This window comes from Pseudoxanthomonas sp. 97-1-1 (assembly GCF_057773125.1).
Genome location: NZ_JBYMTJ010000002.1, coordinates 234911 through 251912 on the forward strand (window position 1 = coordinate 234911; position 17002 = coordinate 251912).

General features: G+C 68.1%; 21 protein-coding genes. 17 read left to right on the forward strand and 4 right to left on the reverse strand.

The features are described from left to right. Nucleotides 1-17: 17 nt before the first annotated feature. From ispF to AC3DET_RS08275, 3 genes are all read left to right on the forward strand, one after another. On the forward strand, nt 18-509 hold the full coding sequence (gene ispF / locus AC3DET_RS08265) for a 2-C-methyl-D-erythritol 2,4-cyclodiphosphate synthase (protein WP_488391312.1): 492 nt from the start codon (nt 18-20) through the stop codon (nt 507-509). After that, a complete protein-coding gene (truD, locus tag AC3DET_RS08270) occupies nt 506-1564 on the forward strand; it encodes a tRNA pseudouridine(13) synthase TruD (RefSeq protein WP_488391313.1) in 1059 nt (352 codons plus the stop codon). The genes ispF and truD overlap by 4 nt, the downstream gene beginning before the upstream one ends. A gap of 119 nt (nt 1565-1683) precedes the next feature. Further along, complete coding sequence (locus AC3DET_RS08275; protein WP_192201560.1) at nt 1684-1908, forward strand: outer membrane protein assembly factor BamD; 225 nt, start codon at nt 1684-1686, stop codon at nt 1906-1908. A gap of 59 nt (nt 1909-1967) precedes the next feature. Here the strand turns inward: AC3DET_RS08275 and AC3DET_RS08280 are convergent, their stop codons facing one another. Beyond that, entirely contained in the window at nt 1968-2516 is a 549-nt protein-coding gene (locus AC3DET_RS08280) for a Smr/MutS family protein (protein ID WP_488391314.1), read from the reverse strand. An 89-nt stretch (nt 2517-2605) separates the two neighbouring features. On the opposite strand from AC3DET_RS08280, the gene surE reads away from it, so the two are divergent. From surE to AC3DET_RS08305, 5 genes are read left to right on the forward strand one after another with little or no spacing between them, the layout of a single operon-like run. Continuing rightward, nucleotides 2606-3385: a 5'/3'-nucleotidase SurE gene (gene surE, locus AC3DET_RS08285; protein WP_192201558.1), complete on the forward strand. Its 780-nt coding sequence runs from the start codon at nt 2606-2608 to the stop codon at nt 3383-3385. Then, complete coding sequence (locus tag AC3DET_RS08290; RefSeq protein ID WP_298121883.1) at nt 3382-4059, forward strand: protein-L-isoaspartate(D-aspartate) O-methyltransferase; 678 nt, start codon at nt 3382-3384, stop codon at nt 4057-4059. The genes surE and AC3DET_RS08290 overlap by 4 nt, the downstream gene beginning before the upstream one ends. 5 nt (nt 4060-4064) lie before the next feature. Continuing rightward, nucleotides 4065-4721: an exopolysaccharide biosynthesis protein gene (locus tag AC3DET_RS08295; RefSeq protein WP_337731136.1), complete on the forward strand. Its 657-nt coding sequence runs from the start codon at nt 4065-4067 to the stop codon at nt 4719-4721. Between the two features lie 37 nt (nt 4722-4758). Next, entirely contained in the window at nt 4759-5544 is a 786-nt protein-coding gene (locus AC3DET_RS08300) for a peptidoglycan DD-metalloendopeptidase family protein (RefSeq protein ID WP_488391315.1), read from the forward strand. Between the two features lie 11 nt (nt 5545-5555). Further along, nucleotides 5556-6410, forward strand: a complete 855-nt coding sequence (locus AC3DET_RS08305; protein ID WP_488391316.1) for an endonuclease/exonuclease/phosphatase family protein — start codon at nt 5556-5558, stop codon at nt 6408-6410. Here AC3DET_RS08305 and AC3DET_RS08310 read toward each other — a convergent pair. Genes AC3DET_RS08310 through yhbY form a run of 3 tightly spaced genes read right to left on the reverse strand, consistent with a single transcriptional unit; the run spans nt 6371 to nt 7717 of the window. Continuing rightward, complete coding sequence (locus AC3DET_RS08310) at nt 6371-7006, reverse strand: D-Ala-D-Ala carboxypeptidase family metallohydrolase (protein ID WP_488391317.1); 636 nt, start codon at nt 7004-7006, stop codon at nt 6371-6373. The genes AC3DET_RS08305 and AC3DET_RS08310 overlap by 40 nt on opposite strands. Before the next feature lie 7 nt (nt 7007-7013). Then, on the reverse strand, nt 7014-7391 hold the full coding sequence (locus tag AC3DET_RS08315; RefSeq protein WP_446538651.1) for an Mth938-like domain-containing protein: 378 nt from the start codon (nt 7389-7391) through the stop codon (nt 7014-7016). A gap of 20 nt (nt 7392-7411) precedes the next feature. Then, complete coding sequence (yhbY, locus tag AC3DET_RS08320) at nt 7412-7717, reverse strand: ribosome assembly RNA-binding protein YhbY (protein ID WP_192201551.1); 306 nt, start codon at nt 7715-7717, stop codon at nt 7412-7414. A gap of 101 nt (nt 7718-7818) precedes the next feature. On the opposite strand from yhbY, the gene rlmE reads away from it, so the two are divergent. From rlmE to AC3DET_RS08365, 9 genes are all read left to right on the forward strand, one after another. Beyond that, on the forward strand, nt 7819-8451 hold the full coding sequence (gene rlmE, locus AC3DET_RS08325) for a 23S rRNA (uridine(2552)-2'-O)-methyltransferase RlmE (RefSeq protein WP_192202383.1): 633 nt from the start codon (nt 7819-7821) through the stop codon (nt 8449-8451). Nucleotides 8452-8500: 49 nt separating this feature from the next. Then, on the forward strand, nt 8501-10429 hold the full coding sequence (ftsH, locus tag AC3DET_RS08330; RefSeq protein ID WP_277726796.1) for an ATP-dependent zinc metalloprotease FtsH: 1929 nt from the start codon (nt 8501-8503) through the stop codon (nt 10427-10429). A 188-nt stretch (nt 10430-10617) separates the two neighbouring features. Further along, nucleotides 10618-11517, forward strand: coding sequence for a dihydropteroate synthase (folP, locus tag AC3DET_RS08335; protein WP_488391318.1), 900 nt, complete (start codon nt 10618-10620; stop codon nt 11515-11517). Nucleotides 11518-11574: 57 nt separating this feature from the next. Next, a complete protein-coding gene (gene miaA, locus AC3DET_RS08340) occupies nt 11575-12525 on the forward strand; it encodes a tRNA (adenosine(37)-N6)-dimethylallyltransferase MiaA (RefSeq protein WP_488391319.1) in 951 nt (316 codons plus the stop codon). Nucleotides 12526-12698: 173 nt separating this feature from the next. After that, entirely contained in the window at nt 12699-12977 is a 279-nt protein-coding gene (gene hfq, locus AC3DET_RS08345; RefSeq protein WP_062355623.1) for an RNA chaperone Hfq, read from the forward strand. Nucleotides 12978-13011: 34 nt separating this feature from the next. After that, nucleotides 13012-14352, forward strand: coding sequence for a ribosome rescue GTPase HflX (gene hflX, locus AC3DET_RS08350; protein ID WP_488391320.1), 1341 nt, complete (start codon nt 13012-13014; stop codon nt 14350-14352). Between the two features lie 234 nt (nt 14353-14586). Then, nucleotides 14587-15711 (forward strand): FtsH protease activity modulator HflK, encoded by a 1125-nt coding sequence (gene hflK, locus AC3DET_RS08355; RefSeq protein ID WP_337731128.1) that lies wholly within the window; start codon nt 14587-14589, stop codon nt 15709-15711. Then, nucleotides 15708-16571: a protease modulator HflC gene (gene hflC, locus AC3DET_RS08360; protein WP_337731127.1), complete on the forward strand. Its 864-nt coding sequence runs from the start codon at nt 15708-15710 to the stop codon at nt 16569-16571. Before hflK ends, hflC begins: the two co-directional genes overlap by 4 nt. A 91-nt stretch (nt 16572-16662) precedes the next feature. After that, on the forward strand, nt 16663-16848 hold the full coding sequence (locus AC3DET_RS08365) for a DUF2065 domain-containing protein (protein WP_192201544.1): 186 nt from the start codon (nt 16663-16665) through the stop codon (nt 16846-16848). Nucleotides 16849-17002: the final 154 nt, after the last annotated feature.

The window sequence follows — 17002 nt, forward strand, 5'->3', positions numbered from 1 at the left end:
GCCGAACCGGGAACGACATGTCCGACTCATTGAACATCCGCATCGGGCAGGGCTTCGATGTGCACGCCTTCGGCGATGGCGACCATGTCATGCTCGGAGGCGTGCGCGTGCCCCATGAACGCGGCGTGCTCGCGCACAGCGATGGTGACGTGGTGCTGCATGCGCTGTGCGACGCCATGCTGGGCGCGTTGGCGCTGGGCGATATCGGCCTGCACTTCCCGCCGTCGGATGACCGCTGGAAAGGGGCGGACAGCCGTGCATTCGTGCGCCATTGCAACGCCCTCATCGGCGGGCGGGGCTGGCGCGTCGGCAACGCCGACGTGACCGTGGTCTGCGAGCGGCCGAAGGTCGGCCCGCATGCCGGTGCGATGCGGGCATGCGTGGCGGAAGACCTGGGCATCGATATCGATGCCGTCAGCATCAAGGCCACCACCACCGAGACGCTGGGGTTCACCGGCCGCGGCGAGGGCATCGCGGCGCAGGCGGTCGTGCTGCTGGTGAAGGCGTGAGCGAAGAGCTGCCCCGTGCGTTCGGCGCATCCGTGCTGTCCGCGACCATGCGCAACGCGCCGGAAGACTTCTTCGTGGAGGAATTGCCCGGCTTCGCGCCTTCCGGCGAGGGTGAGCACCTGCTGCTGACGGTCGAGAAGCGCGGCATGAACACCCAGTTCGCGGCCAAGCGCATCGCCGCATGGGCGGGCATCGCGGAGATGGGCGTGGGGTATGCGGGCCTGAAGGATCGGCACGCGGTCACGCGACAGCGTTTCAGCGTCCATCTGCCGCGCAAGACGGCGCCCGATCTGGCGGCTCTTGCCTCCGACGATCTGGCGGTGATCGAGTCGACCTGGCATTCGCGCAAGCTCCCGCGCGGAGCCTTGGCGGGCAATCGCTTCGAGCTGGTGCTGCGCGATGTCGTTGGCGATGCCGGGGCCATTGAGGCGCGATTGCGCGACATCGCCCTGCATGGCCTCCCGAACTGGTTCGGCGAACAGCGATTCGGTCGCGACGGCGGCAATGTCGCGGCGGCATTGGCGATGTTCGCGGGTCGGCGGGTGCGTCGCGAACAACGCTCGATACTGCTGTCGGCGGCGCGTTCGGCCTTGTTCAACCGGGTGCTGGCGGCCCGGATCGCCGATGGCAGCTGGAATCGGGGGCTGGAGGGCGAAGTCTGGACGCTGGCGGGCAGCCGCAGCGTGTTCGGACCGGAACCCTGGAGCGATGCGCTGGCACAGCGGCTGGCCGGTTTCGACATCCATCCCTCCGGTCCGTTGTGGGGCCAGGGAGAGCCGCGTGTGCAGGCCGCGGCACGCCTTTGCGAGGAGCGCGCGCTGCAGGGGGATGATGCGGCCGCGATGCGGGCCGGGCTGGAGCGCGAAGGGCTGAAGCAGGAGCGGCGTTCGTTGCGATTGCGGCCCGACGGCCTGGCCTGGCAATGGCTGTCGACGGATGTGCTGCGGTTGGCATTCGCCTTGCCGCCGGGGAGTTACGCGACGGCGGTGCTCCACGAACTGGGTTCGACGCGGGATGCGTCGCAGCCGCAAGACCGTCCGTCGGAACGCGACTGAAGACACTGGAAGCGCCGTCCAGCAGGCGTATAAGCGGAAACAGGCGTCGCCAGCGACGTGCCGGCTGCAGACCGCTGGAGGGCGCCCCACAGGTTCTTTCCACACGCCGGAGGGTCGCCATGAACACCATGCTTCGCCTTGCAGTTGTGTTGTCCGTCTGCGCCTTGCTGGCCGCATGCGCCAGTACGCGTGGAACCGCCAGTTCGCCGCCGCCCGCCCAGCGTCAATTGACCGCCGAGCAGCAGTACATCGCCTATGTCGAGCGGATCGCCAAGCGTCGTGGCATCCACCTGACGTGGGTGAATCCCCCGCGGATCGAGGACAGCACTGCCAACAAGCAGTGAGTCTGGCCCCAGAGTGGTCGACGCCCATGCCTGTCGGAGCGGCGGCAGGGGCGTCCTGATCAGCTGCGGCTTCGTGCCAGCAATACCAGGACCGCCCCCGTGCCGCCCTGCGTGGGCGGTGCCGAATGGAACGCCAGCACGTCCGCGCGCTGGCGCAATACCCGGTCCACGAGATTCTTCAATACCGGTGCATCGCCTTCGGAGCGCTGGCCCTTGCCATGGATCACGCGCACGCAGCCATGGTCATGCGCATGCGCTTCCGCGAAGAACCGGCGTAGCAGGCCCTCCGCCTGCAGCGCGGTGGCGCCATGCAGGTCCAGTTCGTCCTGTACCGAGAACTGCCCACGTTTGAGGCGCTGGAAGGCGCGCGGTGAGAGCGCCTCGCGGCGGTAGCTCAATACATCACCGGCGGCGCGTACATCCAGGGATTCCATGCCACGCTGGAACTCGCCAAGCGCTTCGTGCTCGTCGCGATCGGCCATGCGCGCCGAAGGCTTCGGCGGCGCCTTGCGTGGCGGTGGCGGCGCTTCCTGCAGCCGTCGCACCTCGCCGATCGCATCGCGGAACAGCGCGGCGTCATCGTCGTCGGGAGGCGTGGGGCGGGACATGTCGTCAGCGTAGCGGCATCGGCACGTGACGCAAGCGCGGGAAGCTGCGGCGTGGTTCCGGTATCATGGGGCCGTCCCCGAGGAAACCCATGCGCGTACTGGTCAGCAACGACGACGGCGTTGACGCCCCCGGCATCCGAATCCTGGCAGAAGGCCTGCGCAGTGCGGGCCACGAAGTGTACGTGGTCGCCCCCGACCGCGACCGCTCGGGCGCCAGCAATTCGCTGACGCTGGACCTGCCGATCCGGCTCAAGCGCATCGATCACTACACCTGCAGCGTGGCAGGCACGCCGACGGACTGCGTGCACCTGGCGTTGACCGGGATGCTGGAGTTCGAGCCCGACATCGTGGTGTCGGGCATCAACAACACGGCCAACCTGGGCGACGACGTCATCTACTCCGGCACGGTGTCGGCGGCGATGGAAGGCCGCTTCCTCGGCTTGCCGGCGGTGGCGATGTCGCTGGTCACCCGGAACCACGATGCGAAGCACTACGAAACCGCCGCGCGCGCTGCGGTGGAGATCGTGGCCCGGCTGAAGTCCGATCCGTTGCCGGCTGACACCATCCTCAACGTCAACGTCCCCGACCTCGCCTGGTCCGACCTGCGGGGCTTCGAGGTCACCCGCCTCGGCAACCGCCACCGCTCCGAGCCCTGCGTGCCGCAGCCTGACCCGCGCGGCCATACCGTGTACTGGATCGGTCCCGCGGGGCGCGAGCAGGACGCAGGCCCCGGCACCGATTTCCATGCCGTGCGTACCGGCCATATTTCCATCACACCGATCCACGTCGATCTGACGCGCTATCAGGCGCTGGAGAAGGTCGCCGGCTGGGTGGGCGGATTGACTGCCGCGCTCGAGGACGCCCCATGACGCCGCGGCTGCGTCTGCAGCCCGAGGCCGTCGGCATGGGCATGACGTCCCAGCGCGTGCGCGATCGCCTGGTGGACCGCTTGCGCGAGTCCGGCATCACCGACGAGCGCGTGCTCAATGTCATCCGCACGCTGCCGCGTCACCTGTTCGTCGATGAGGCGCTGGCAACGCGCGCCTACGAGGACACGGCGCTGCCGATCGGCCACAGCCAGACCATTTCCCAGCCCTGGGTGGTGGCGAGGATGACCGAAGTGCTGCTGGAGACCTCGCCGAAGAAGGTGCTGGAGATCGGCACGGGTTCGGGTTACCAGGCTGCAGTGCTCGCCATGCTCGGGCTCGAAGTGCATACCGTCGAGCGCATCGGCGACCTGCTGCGGCAAGCCCGCAAGCGCCTGCGCCAGCTGGGCATGAACGTGCGCAGCAAGCACGACGATGGCCGCATCGGCTGGGCCGAGCACGGTCCGTACGATGCGATCATCGTGACCGCCGCCGCTCCCGCGCTGGTGCCCGTGCTGGTGGAACAACTCGCCGTGGGCGGGCAACTTGTCGCGCCGGTCGGCGGCAGTGGTTCGCAATCCCTGGTGCGCCTGCTGAAGCGCCCGGATGGCAGCGTGGAAGAAACCACGCTGGCCCCCGTGGTCTTCGTGCCGCTGCTGTCGGGAACCCTGGATTGAGCGGCGTGACGGATCCGCAACACGACGCAGATGCGCTCGATCAGGCGGCTTCGCTGGGCGAGCAACTGGCGGACATCATCGAGCGCCTTCCGCCGGACACGTTGAGCCTGGGCGAACTGCTGGATGTCTTCAGCGACGAAGGGCTGCTGTTGCTGACCATCCTGCTGACGCTTGTGTTCCTGATCCCGGTGTCGATCCCGGGCGTCAGCACCGTGTTCGGCGCGGCCATCCTGCTGGTCGGGGTAAGCCGGTTGATCAACCGCCCGCTGTGGCTGCCGGCGCGCGTGAAGGACAAGGCATTGCCGGCCGATCGCCTGCGACCGGGCCTGATCGGCGGACTCGTATGGGTCCGCAGGATGGAGAAGATCAGCCGGCCGCGCCGCCTGCGCTTTTTCGTCGATGGTGCGGGGCAGGGGACGCTCAACAATCTTGCTTTCATCCTGGCCGCACTGCTGTTGATGGCGCCGTTCGGATTCGTGCCATTCAGCAATACCCTGCCAGCCTTGGCGCTGTTGCTCTACGCCATCGGTTTCATCCAGCGCGACGGGGGTGCGATCCTGCTGGGCCATCTGGCCAACATCGGCACGATCATCTACTTCAGCGTACTGATCGGCGGCGGCGGCGTCGCGGTGCGCGAACTGTTCCAGCGATTGACCGGCTGAGGCCGCCAAGCCACGCCTTGAGGAAACGACTCCACGCATGACCACGACGCTCCGCTCCCGCAATCGAATGACGCGCGCCCTCATGATCGGTTTTGCCGTGGCGATGCTGGGCGCCTGCTCGACCACGGTGGTGCGCGAGCCGTCCTCGTCATCGACCCGCAAACCTTCGCAGGCCAAGCCGGGTGCGACGGTGCGCGTGCAGCGCGGCGATACCCTGTTCGGCATCGCATTCCGCAATGGGGTCGATGTCAACGACCTCGCGCGCTGGAACGGCATCGCGCCGCCCTACACGATCTACCCCGGGCAATCGCTGAAGCTGTATCCGGGCAGCGCCGGCAGCCGGCCCACCGCGACGACCACGCCCCCCAAGCCCGTCACCGGCGCGACCACGCGCCCGACACCGCCCGCACCGGTCACGCGTCCTGTCGCGCCGCCAGCGCCGGCGAACGCCGGATTCTCGTGGCGCTGGCCGGCGGAAGGTCATCTGATCGGACGTTTCGTCGCAGGAGATGCCACCAAGCAGGGTATCGATATCGCAGGCAGCAGTGGCCAGGCGGTGCGCGCGGCGGCGGACGGTGTGGTGGTGTACTCCGGCGCCGGCCTGGTGGGCTATGGCGAACTGATCATCATCAAGCACAACGAAGCCTGGCTGTCCGCATACGGCCACAACCGCAAGCGGCTGGTGAATGAAGGCCAGAACATCAAGGCCGGCCAGCAGATCGCGGAAATGGGCAGCAGCGGCGCATCGCGCGAGATGCTCCACTTCGAGATCCGCCACAACGGCAAACCGGTCGATCCGCTGCAGTATCTCCCCGCGCGTTGAGTATCGTGCCGATGACCGTGTCGATATGGCGGAAGCGGGCCCTGATGGCGTTGGGGCTGATGGCAGTGGTGGCCCTGGTCGCCTGCCAGCGGCCACGCAGCGCACCGGCGGTGTCGACCATCGACGTGGTCACCCTCAACCTGTGGCACGACAAGCAGGACTGGCCCCATCGCCAGGACATGATCGTCGCCGGGTTGAAAGCGCTGTCGCCGGACGTGATCGTGTTGCAGGAAGTGCTGCAGGATGCCGCGCTGCCCAACCAGGCGCAGGTGCTGGCCTCACGCCTCGGCTACCGGTACCGGTTCTTCTCGGCCGACGCACCGGAACAGCCACGGCGCTATGGCAACGCCATCCTGGTCAAGGGCGCGATCGAACAGTCGCGTGAAGTGAAGCTCGCGCCACTCGACGATTACCGGAATGCGGGCTGGGTGCGGACGACGGTGCACGGGATGCCGTTGAACGTCTACGTGACCCATCTGCATTACAAGCCGGAGGGCGGGGCGATACGTGCCGAACAGATCGCGGGCGTGCTCGCGCTGATCGACGAGACGGCCGGTGACGCACCCTCGATCATCGGCGGCGACTTCAACACGCGTTCGGACACGCCGGAACTGGCGCCGCTGCGCACGCGCTTCCTCGAGGCCTACTCCGAGGCGCACGCGGGCGTGGACACCAACACGCCGGTGCACACCACGCTCAACACGCACCTGGGTCATCCGCCGATCCGCATCGATCATGTCTTCGCCCAGCGCAAGGCGTTCCGCGTCCTCGACGCGGACATCATCCTTGACCAGTCCGACGCGCAGGGCGCCTGGCCGTCCGACCACTACGGTGTCCGGGCGCGGTTGGCCCGCGCGGTCGACTGACCCGCCGCGCCGGTGGCGCACAGCGAGGTTCCGCGCTGGTGGTCGTTGCCCCAGGTACGGTGCCCGGACGTATCGATGTGGATCCTGGTCGGCGTGTAGAAGCCCAGTCCCATCGCCAGTGACGGACCCTGCGTGCGCCAGAACTCGCACAGGACGCTTGCTTGGCTGCCGTCGGCGAGGTCGAAGTCCAGTGCAGTGTTGAGGAGGTGGCGGCTGCGCGTGCTCCCTCCCGAACAGCGGTTCAGCGCGGCGGAACGGTAACCGGAGCGCACGTTGCTGCCTTCGACGATACCCAGGGCCTGCAATTGCGCGACCACGCGCAGGGTCGGCACGATGGCGGCGGCGTGGTCGGAAGGGGGCAACAGGAACTCCGGCGCCTGGCAGGTCCGCCAGCGACGGCTGGAGCGCAACAGCGCATGCATCGGCACCACATCACCGACACCGGCGTCGGTCAGCATGCGTTCGTAAGCGGTCAGGCTCTGTGCGCCGGCGCCCTGCCGCCAATCGTCGTAGCGCTGCGCGGCATCCGGTGGGGCCCGGGTGCATGCGGTGGCGAACAGGATGGCGGGCAGCAGGAGCAGGTGCCGCATCGCCATGACGCGGTCAGCGTGGCGCCAGCAGGAACCCGGCCACGACCTTGCGAGATTCACTGGCCAGCACGTTGAACGTGCGGGCGGCGGCGGCGTTCGTCATGACCTCAAGGCCGACGCCCTGGCTCAGGCACGCGGCCATGACCGCTGCAGGCGGGAACACCTGGCGCTCGCCGGTGCCCAGCAGGACCACTTCCGGCTTCAGCGCCAGCAGTGGCGCCAGATCGTCCGGTGCAAGCGAAGCGCTGTCGCGTACCGGCCAGTCTTCGACGAGTTGCTGCGGCGAGAGGATGAAGCTGGCCGACAGCGTCCGGTCGTTCACCCGGGCGGACTGGCCGTCGGCGGACCGCAGGGTGAAGGCGTAGTCGGGCAGTTCGTGGTTCAGTTGCATGGCGGGCGACCGCGCCGGGATCAGCCGCGCGGCAGCACGATGTGCCGGCGTTCCTTGCTGGGCCGATACAGCACGGCCGTGTGGCCGATGCGCTGCACCAGGGCGGCGTCGGCCTTGTCGGCCAGGTCGTCGATCATCGCGTCGCGGGCGTCGCGGTCCTCGCCGGCGACCTTCACCTTGACCAGTTCGTGCTGCTCAAGCACGGCATCCAGCTCGGCGATGAAGGCCGGCGTGACACCCTTGTTGCCGATCTGCAGCAGCGCCTTCAGGTCGTGGGCCTGGCCGCGCAGGAAACGGGTCTGGGCAGCGGTCAGGGCAACAGGCATGCGGCACGGTACGGGTTCAAAAGGGTGATCAGGGTATCATGGCCACCCCCACGAACGGCTCCGGCGGCTCCCGTCGCAGCGTGCCCGGAGACCTCGCCGACATGGCCACCCGCAGCAAGAGCAGCCAGCGCTGGCTGAAGGAACACTTCTCCGATCCCTACGTGAAAAAGGCCCAGGCCGAGGGCCTCAGGTCGCGGGCTGCCTACAAGCTGGAAGAACTGCTGGAGCGCGATCGCCTGCTCAAGCCGGGCATGGTCGTCGTCGACCTGGGCGCCGCGCCGGGCGGCTGGTCGCAGTTCGTCCGCCAGGCGTTGGGCGACAGTGGCCGCGTGGTGGCGATGGACATCCTCGACATGCCGCCGCTGGCCGGGGTGGAGTTCCTTCATGGGGATTTCAGGGAAGACAGCGTCCTATCCCGGTTGGAAGCCATGCTGGACGGCGCTCCCGTGGACCTTGTGCTGTCGGATATGGCCCCCAATAAGAGTGGTGTGGATGCGGTCGACCAGCCGCGGATGATGCATCTGGCGGAGTTGGCCATGGAGTTCGCCGACAGCCACCTGAAGCCGGGCGGGGCGTTCCTGATCAAGCTGTTCCAGGGCACCGGTTCCGACGACTACATCCGCGAGCTTCGCCGCCGCTATGACAAGGTGGCGATCCGCAAACCGGACGCGTCCCGCAAGCGCTCCCCCGAGGTGTATGCCCTGGGACAGGGCAAGCGGATCCAGATCAAGTAAGGTGACGTAAAGTGCGTATTACGAAAGAGGAACGCCGGAGCCGATGAGGATGAACGACCTGACCAAGAATCTTCTGCTGTGGGTAGTCGTCGCCGTCGTGTTGATGGTCGTCTTCCAGAGCTTCTCGCCCAAGGGGGGAGCGACCGCCACTGGCGGGCCGATCACCTATTCCGAGTTCCTGCAGGAAGTCGAATCCGGTCGTGTAGCTTCGGTGGAGTTCACCAACGAGAGCAACCTCGCCACGAACGCAATTGCCTTCAAGCGCAAGGACAGTTCGAGCGGTACGGTCTACGGTCCGCAGGACGACAAGCTCGTCGACACGCTGCTGAGCAAGAACGTCACCATCGACCGCGAGCAGCCCGAGAGCGGCATCTCGCTGGTCGCGATCCTGCTGAACTTCCTGCCCGTGCTGCTGATCATCGGCTTCTGGATCTTCATCATGCGCCAGATGCAGGGCGGTGGCGGCGGTGCCAAGGGCGCGATGTCCTTCGGCAAGTCGCGCGCCAAGCTGCAGGGCGAGGACCAGGTGAAGGTGACCTTCGCGGACGTCGCCGGCTGCGACGAGGCGAAGGAGGAGGTCGGCGAACTGGTCGAGTTCCTGCGCGATCCGGGCAAGTTCCAGAAGCTGGGTGGCAAGATCCCGCGCGGCGTGCTGATGGTCGGCCAGCCCGGCACCGGCAAGACGCTGCTGGCCAAGGCCATTGCCGGCGAAGCCAAAGTGCCGTTCTTCAGCATTTCCGGTTCGGACTTCGTCGAGATGTTCGTCGGCGTCGGCGCCAGCCGCGTGCGCGACATGTTCGAGCAGGCCAAGAAGCACGCCCCGTGCATCATCTTCATCGATGAAATCGACGCCGTCGGCCGCCACCGCGGTGCCGGCCTCGGCGGCGGCCATGACGAGCGCGAGCAGACCTTGAACCAGCTGCTGGTCGAGATGGACGGCTTCGAGGGGGGCGAAGGCGTCATCGTCATCGCCGCCACCAACCGTCCCGACGTGCTGGACCCGGCGCTGCTGCGTCCAGGCCGCTTCGACCGCCAGGTCGTGGTCGGGCTGCCTGACGTGAAGGGCCGCGAGCAGATCCTGCGCGTGCACATGCGCAAGCTGCCGCTGGCGGACGATGTCGAGCCGATGGTCATCGCGCGCGGCACGCCGGGCTTCAGCGGTGCCGACCTGGCCAACCTCGCCAACGAGGCCGCCCTGTTCGCCGCGCGCGAGAACGCGAAGGAAGTCCGCATGGACCACTTCGACCGCGCGCGCGACAAGATCCTGATGGGCGCCGAACGCCGTTCGATGGCGATGAGCGAGGACGAGAAGACGCTCACCGCCTACCACGAGGCCGGCCATGCCATCGTCGGCCGCCTGGTGCCGGAGCACGATCCGGTCTACAAGGTCACCATCATCCCGCGCGGTCGCGCGCTGGGCGTGACGATGTACCTGCCGGAAGGCGACAAGTATTCGCTCAACCGCGTGGCCATCGAGTCGCAACTGTGTTCGCTGTATGGCGGCCGCGTCGCCGAGGAGTTGATCTTCGGTGCCGACAAGGTCACCACGGGCGCGTCCAACGACATCGAACGCGCCACCAAGATGGCGCGCAACATGGTCACCAAGTGGGGCCTGAGCGACGAGATGGGGCCGATCGCCTATGGCGAGGAAGAGGATGAAGTCTTCCTCGGCCGGTCGGTCACCCAGCACAAGAACGTCTCCAACGAGACCGCGCGCCGGATCGACGAAGTCGTCCGCGCCATCCTGGATCGCGCCTATGCGCGCACCAAGACGATCCTGACGGAGAACATGGACAAGCTGCACACCATGTCGCAGCTGCTGCTGGAGTACGAAACGATCGACGTGCCGCAGATCGACGCCATCATGGAAGGGCGCGAGCCGCCGCCGCCGATGGGCTGGAACAAGACGGGCAAGGACGACGACAAGCCCGAGTCGCGTCCGCTGCCGCCGATCGGGGGTCCGGCCGCGCAGACCTGAGGCGCGTTGATCCACCCGTCGCGTGACGCGAAGGCCTGGCCATGCCAGGCCTTCGTCGTTCCGGCCTGGCGGAAGCGACGCGAGGCGCGATGCTTCCTCGTGCCGCGTCCGTCACGGTGGGCGGCGACTGGCGTCGCTCCCACAACGGGGCGCGCTCTACAATGCGCGCAGCACATCGGGAGAAGCGCATGTTCGACACCGTCCCCCAGCTCGACTGCGCCGGCCGCATCCTCCGGCTCGACCGCCCGCAGGTGATGGGCATCGTCAATGTCACCCCGGATTCGTTTTCCGATGGCGGCGCGCATGACACGACGGAAGCGGCTGTCGCGCACGCGTTGAAACTGGTGCAAGAGGGCGCGGACCTGCTGGACATCGGGGGCGAATCCACGCGCCCGGGCGCGGACGAGGTGGCGCTGGAGGAGGAACTGCGCCGCGTGATACCGGTGATCGAGCGCCTTGCCGCGCAGGTCGCGGTGCCGATCAGCGTCGACACCTCCAAGCCGGGCGTGATGCGCGCCGCCGTGCAGGCCGGTGCGAGCATGATCAACGACGTCTACGGCCTGCGCCGCGACGGTGCGCTCGACACCGCCGCGACGCTCGGCGTACCGGTGGTCCTGATGCACATGCAGGGCGAGCCGCGTTCGATGCAGGCCGCAGCGCAGTACGACGACGTCGTCGGCGAGGTGCACCGGTTCCTCGCCGAGCGCATCTTCGCGGCCGAAATGGCCGGCATCGCCAAGAAGCACATCGTCATCGATCCCGGCTTCGGTTTCGGCAAGGACACCCCGCACAACCTGCAGTTGCTGGCGCAGCTGGACCGCTTCGTCGAGCTCGGCGTGCCGGTGCTGGCGGGCCTGTCGCGGAAGCGCAGCATCGGGCAGCTCACCGGCCGCAATGCGCCGGCTGATCGCGTGGCCGGATCGGTGGCCGCGCACCTGATCGCCGTGCAGCGCGGCGCGGCCATCGTGCGCGTGCACGACGTGGCCGCCACGGTGGATGCGTTGAAGATATGGAATGCCGTCGCCGCCATCCCGGCGCCCCGCAAGCCGACCGCCGCGCCGACGATCCGCTGGCCCGACGACGAGTAGAGGGCCGGCCCAGCCGCCACGCCGGGCTGCGTGGCGGACGGATGCGACAATACCCGCATGCCGCTCGATGCCCGTCCCCTCGCCATCGCCATCATGGGCCCGACCGCGTCGGGCAAGACCGCGTTCGCGCTGGAAGTGGCGCAACGTTTCGGTGGCGAGATCGTCAGCGTGGATTCGGCGCTGGTCTACCGGGGCCTCGACATCGGTGCGGCCAAACCCACGGTGGAAGAGCAGGCGCGCGTGCCGCATCACCTGCTGGACGTGCGCGACCCGTGGCAGGCGTATTCGGCGGCCGAGTTCGCGCAGGAGGCACGCGTCGCGCTGGACGGCATCGCGTCGCGCGGACGATTGCCGATCCTCGCCGGCGGCACCGGCCTCTATTTCCAGGCCCTGCTCGAAGGGCTGGCCGCCATGCCGGCGGCGGACGCCGCATTGCGCGCCGAGATCACCGCGGAAGCGCAGGCGCAGGGTTGGCCGGCCCTGCATGCGGCGTTGGCCCGGGTCGATCCCGCCGCCGCCGCGCGAATCCATGCCACCGATCCGCAGCGCATCCAGCGTGCGCTGGAGGTGTACCGCCTCACCGGCAAGCCCATCAGCCAATGGCAGCGCGAAGCACGCGGCATGCGCCTGCCGTTCCGCGTGCTGAAGCTGGTACTCGCACCGGCCGACCGCACCGTGCTGCATGAGCGCATCGCGCGCCGCTTCGACCTGATGCTCGAACAGGGCTTCCTCGACGAAGTCCACCGCCTGCGCGCACTGCCCGGCATGCAGGCCGTCGCCGTCCCCCTCGACCTGCCGGCAGTGCGCGCCGTGGGCTATCGCCAGGCGTGGGAGTATCTCGACGGCCAGGGCGATGCGGCGGCGTTCCGTGAGCGCGCCATCGCCGCCACCCGCCAGCTCGCCAAGCGCCAGCTGACCTGGTTGCGCGGAGAACGGGACGCGCGCTGGTTCGATCCGGCCATCGATCGCGCCCGCCTGGACGATGCACTGGCCCTGTTCCTGCCGTGATCGTGGGCCGTTTGGGTCACATTGTCCGGAATTGGGACCCGTTGCCTGACTTGGCAACGCCCCGCCGGGCCGATGTTGTGTAACATCGGGGCTCCGGGACGACAGGGGAGCTGTTCGTCGGCCCGGCACGGCACCACATACCTAACTATAAGAACGCAAGGCGGGAGTACGTCATGTCCAAGGGGCAATCCCTGCAGGATCCTTTCCTGAATGCACTGCGGCGCGAGCGCGTCCCGGTGTCGGTCTACCTGGTCAACGGCATCAAGCTGCAGGGCACCATCGAATCCTTCGACCAGTTCGTGGTCCTGCTGCGCAACACGGTCAGCCAGATGGTCTACAAGCACGCCATTTCCACCGTGGTGCCGGCGCGCAACGTGCGCGTGGGACCGGGCGGGGGCTACGTGCAGCAGGGTGACGAAGACGCCGAAGGCGGCGACGACGAAACCGCGTGATAATGCGTGCCTCTAGTGAAGAGGCACGACCCCATTGTTTGAAAGATCCCGCAAGGGCGAGCATGCGCTGCTGATTCAGCCGCATGCCGGCGGCCGTCCCGACGACGGCCTCACCGAGGAATTCAGCGACCTGGCCCGCTCGGCCGGCGCCACCATCGCCGCGCTGCTCACCGCGCGCATCGACCGCCCCAATCCCTCCACGCTGATCGGCAGCGGCAAGCTGGAAGAAGTGAAGGCCGCCGCCGATGCCACCGGCGCCGATCTCATCCTGGTCAACTTCCCGCTGTCTCCGGGCCAGGAACGCAACCTCGAAAAATTCCTCGAGCGACGCGTGCTGGACCGCACCGGGCTGATCCTGGACATCTTCGCGCAGCGCGCGCGCAGCCATGAAGGCAAGCTGCAGGTCGAACTGGCGCAGCTGCGCCACATGGCCACGCGCCTGGTGCGTGGCTGGACCCACCTCGAGCGCCAGCGCGGCGGTTCCATCGGCCTGCGTGGCCCCGGCGAAACCCAGCTGGAAACCGACCGCCGCCTGCTGCAGAAGCGGGTGGAGCAGTTGCAGAAGCGGCTGGAGAAAGTCGAGGTGCAGCGCACCCAGATGCGCCGCGCCCGCGTGCGCAGCGAACTGCCGCGCGTGGCGCTGGTGGGCTACACCAACGCCGGCAAGTCCACCCTGTTCAACATGTTCACCGGCGCGGAGGCCTACGCGGCCGATCAGCTTTTCGCCACCCTGGACCCCACCGTGCGCCGCATCGGCCTGCCCGGCGGCGCCGTGGTATTGGCCGACACCGTCGGCTTCGTGCGCGACCTGCCGCACGAACTGGTCGCCGCCTTCCGCTCCACCCTGAGCGAGGCGCGCGAAGCCGACCTGCTGCTGCACGTCATCGACGCCGCCGATCCGCACCGCGAAGAGCGCATCGCACAGGTGGATGAGGTGCTGCAGGAAATCGGCGCCGGCGACCTGCCGCAGATGCTGGTGTTCAACAAGATCGACCGCATCGAAGGCGCCGAACCGCGCCACGACCAGCCAGACCCCGGCGTGGACGAAGGCGACGCCCCCAGTGCCGGCATGGGCCGCGAGCGGGTATGGCTGTCGGCGCGCGATGGCGCGGGCATCGATCTGCTGCGCGGCGCGCTGGCGCAGCGGCTGGGCTTCCAGCGCGTGCGCGGTGAACTGCATCTGCCGGCGAACTCGGCGCGCCTGCGCTCGCGCCTGCACGCACTCGGCGCGGTGCTCGCGGAGGACTTCGAGGAGAACGGCTGGCGCGTCACCCTCGACCTGGCCCTGGCCGACGCGCAGCGGCTCGCTTCGCAGGCCGGCGGGCATCCGCTGGAGGCGCTGCTGCCGAAGATGGAGCGGGAGGAGTGGCAGTAGGGATTGCCTGCTTTCTGTAGGAGCGACGTCAGTCGCGACCGCACGGCCGGATCGGCAGGATCATTCGTCATGGCCGGGACGTGTCCCGGTCGCGACTCACGTCGCTCCTACAAAGGCCCGAATCCGGGGCGCGCATGACCTCCCGGCCTTGCCTCCGGGCCCGGTCGCCCCTATCTAGTAGAATCGAAACCTGCGCCGGCCCCGGCCGCGCGAATCTTTCAATACGGAGTGGGCATGGCCTGGAACACCCCTGGCAGTGGCGGCGGCGGATCTGGCAACAACGGCAACCGGAACAACAGCTGGAAGCCGCGCAACCGGCAGGGCGGCGGCATCGGCGATGTGGTCGAACGCCTGCGCGGCCTGTTCGGCGGCGCTGGCGGCGGCAATCCGCTGCGCTGGGTGCTGCTGGGCGTGGGCATCCTGGTGCTGTTCTCCAGCTTCCAGCTGATCGGCGAGCAGGACCGTGGCGTGGTACTGCGCTTCGGCCAGTACAACCGCACCATGCAGCCCGGCCCGAACTTCAAGTTCCCCTGGCCCATCGAAAGCGTCACCAAGGTCAACGCCACCGGCGTGCGTACCTTCAGCAACAGCCTGCCGGTGCTGACCCGCGACGAGAACATCATCACCGTGTCGTTCAACGTGCAGTACCGCGTGGGCGATCCCAAGCTGTTCCTGTTCGGCACCACCGACGCCACCCGCGTGCTGGAGCAGACCGCGCAGAGCGCCGTGCGTGAAGTGATCGGCCGTTCCGATCTGGACGCGGCGCTCAACAATCGCGGCCCCTTGTCCGCCACCGCCGGCACGGCGCTGCAGGCCTCGCTGGAGGCCTACCGCACCGGCCTGGTCGTCACCGAACTGAGCCTGCAGGACGCCCGCCCGCCGGAAGCCGTCAAGCCGGCGTTCGACGAGGTCAACAGCGCACAGCAGGAAAACGAGCGCGTGGTCAGCCAGGCGCGTGCCTATGCGGCCAAGATCGTCCCCGAGGCGCGCGGCGATTCGCAGCAGATCCGTACCCAGGCCGAAGGCTACAAGACCGCCGCCATCGCCCGCGCCACCGGTGACGCGACCCGCTTCAGCCTGTTGCTGGACGAGTACCGCAACGCGCCTGAGGTCACCCGCAAGCGGCTGTGGCTGGATACCGTGCAGCAGGTGCTCGCCGACAACCGCAAGGTGATCGGCGGCGACAGCCGCCAGCTGATCTACGTGCCCATGGGCAATGCCGCCGGCTCGTCCGCCGGCCAGCTGCCCACGGGCGTGATTCCCACCGAAATGATGCCGCCCGTGGAAAGCACCCCGTCCAGTTCCCGCAATGCGGTGCGCTCACCGCGCCCGGCCGGCCGTGAGGAGGCGCAGCCATGAAGACTTCATTGATCGTCGGCATCGCCGTGGCCGTACTGCTGGGCCTGATGGGCTCGGTCTACGTGGTGCGCGAAGGGCAGGTGGGCCTGGTGCTCAACCTGGGTCGCGTGGTGCGCAGCGAGATCGGCCCCGGCCTGCACTTCAAGCTGCCGCTGGTGGAAACCGCGCGGGTGTTCGATCGCCGCTTCACCGCCAACGAGTTCCCGCCGGAACGCTCGCTGACCTCCGAGCGCAAGGACGTCAGCGTCGACTTCATCGCCATCGGCTTCATCGTCAACGCGGCCGATTTCTACCGTGCTACCGGCGGCCAGGCCGACCTGGCCACCGAGCGCCTGGCACCCATCATCAAGGAATCGCTGCGCAACGAGATCAACTCGCGCACGCTCACCCAGCTGGTGTCGGGCAACCGCAACGAGCTGATCGAGAAGCAGCTGCCGGCGATCAATGCCGGCGCCAAGAACCTGGGCATGCAGGTGGTGGACATCCGCTTCAAGCAGATCGATCTGCCGACCGACAGCGAAGTCATCGACCAGGTCTACAACCGCATGCGCGCCGAACGCTCCCAGGTGGCCAGCGCCCTGCGCGCGCAGGGCGCCGAGCAGGCGCGGATCGTGCGGGCGCAGGCCGACCGCGACGTGGCGGTGCTGCTGGCCGAAGCCGAGCGCGATGCGCAGAAGCTGCGCGGTGAAGGCGATGCCGAAGCGGCCCGCCTCTACGGCGTGGCCGCCAACCGCGATCCGGCGTTCTACGCCTTCCAGCGCAGCCTGGAGGCCTACCGGGCCTCGTTCAAGGACGGGCAGGGCGTGATCGTGCTGGACAAGGACGACCCCTTCCTCCAGTACATGCGCAGCGACCGCTGAGCCTCCTCCACCGGCCGCCCCAGGGCGGCCGGTGCCGTTTCAGCCCTGTTCTCCATCGCCCCGCCATCACGGCGGCGCCGGGACTTCCCCCATGTCCGAACTCTGGTCCGCCCTGTGCCTGGTCGCCATCCTCGAAGGCCTGGTGCTGTTCGCCATTCCCGCGGGATGGAAGCGCGCCGTGGTGCAACTGCTGCAGATGTCCGACGGCCAGGTGCGCGCGGTCGGCGGCTTCATCCTGATCTTCGGGCTGACGTTCTTGTGGGTGTTGAAGCGCTGAGGAGTCGCTTGCGACGCGGCATTCGCGTCAGCGGATCGGAAAGCGCCCCTCATCCGCCTTCGGCCCCTTCTCCCCGCTTCGCAGGGAGAAGGGGGCAATCATCGCTTCGCTCTTTCCTTCTGCTGGTTTTGCAGTGGAACGGGCCGTCACGGTT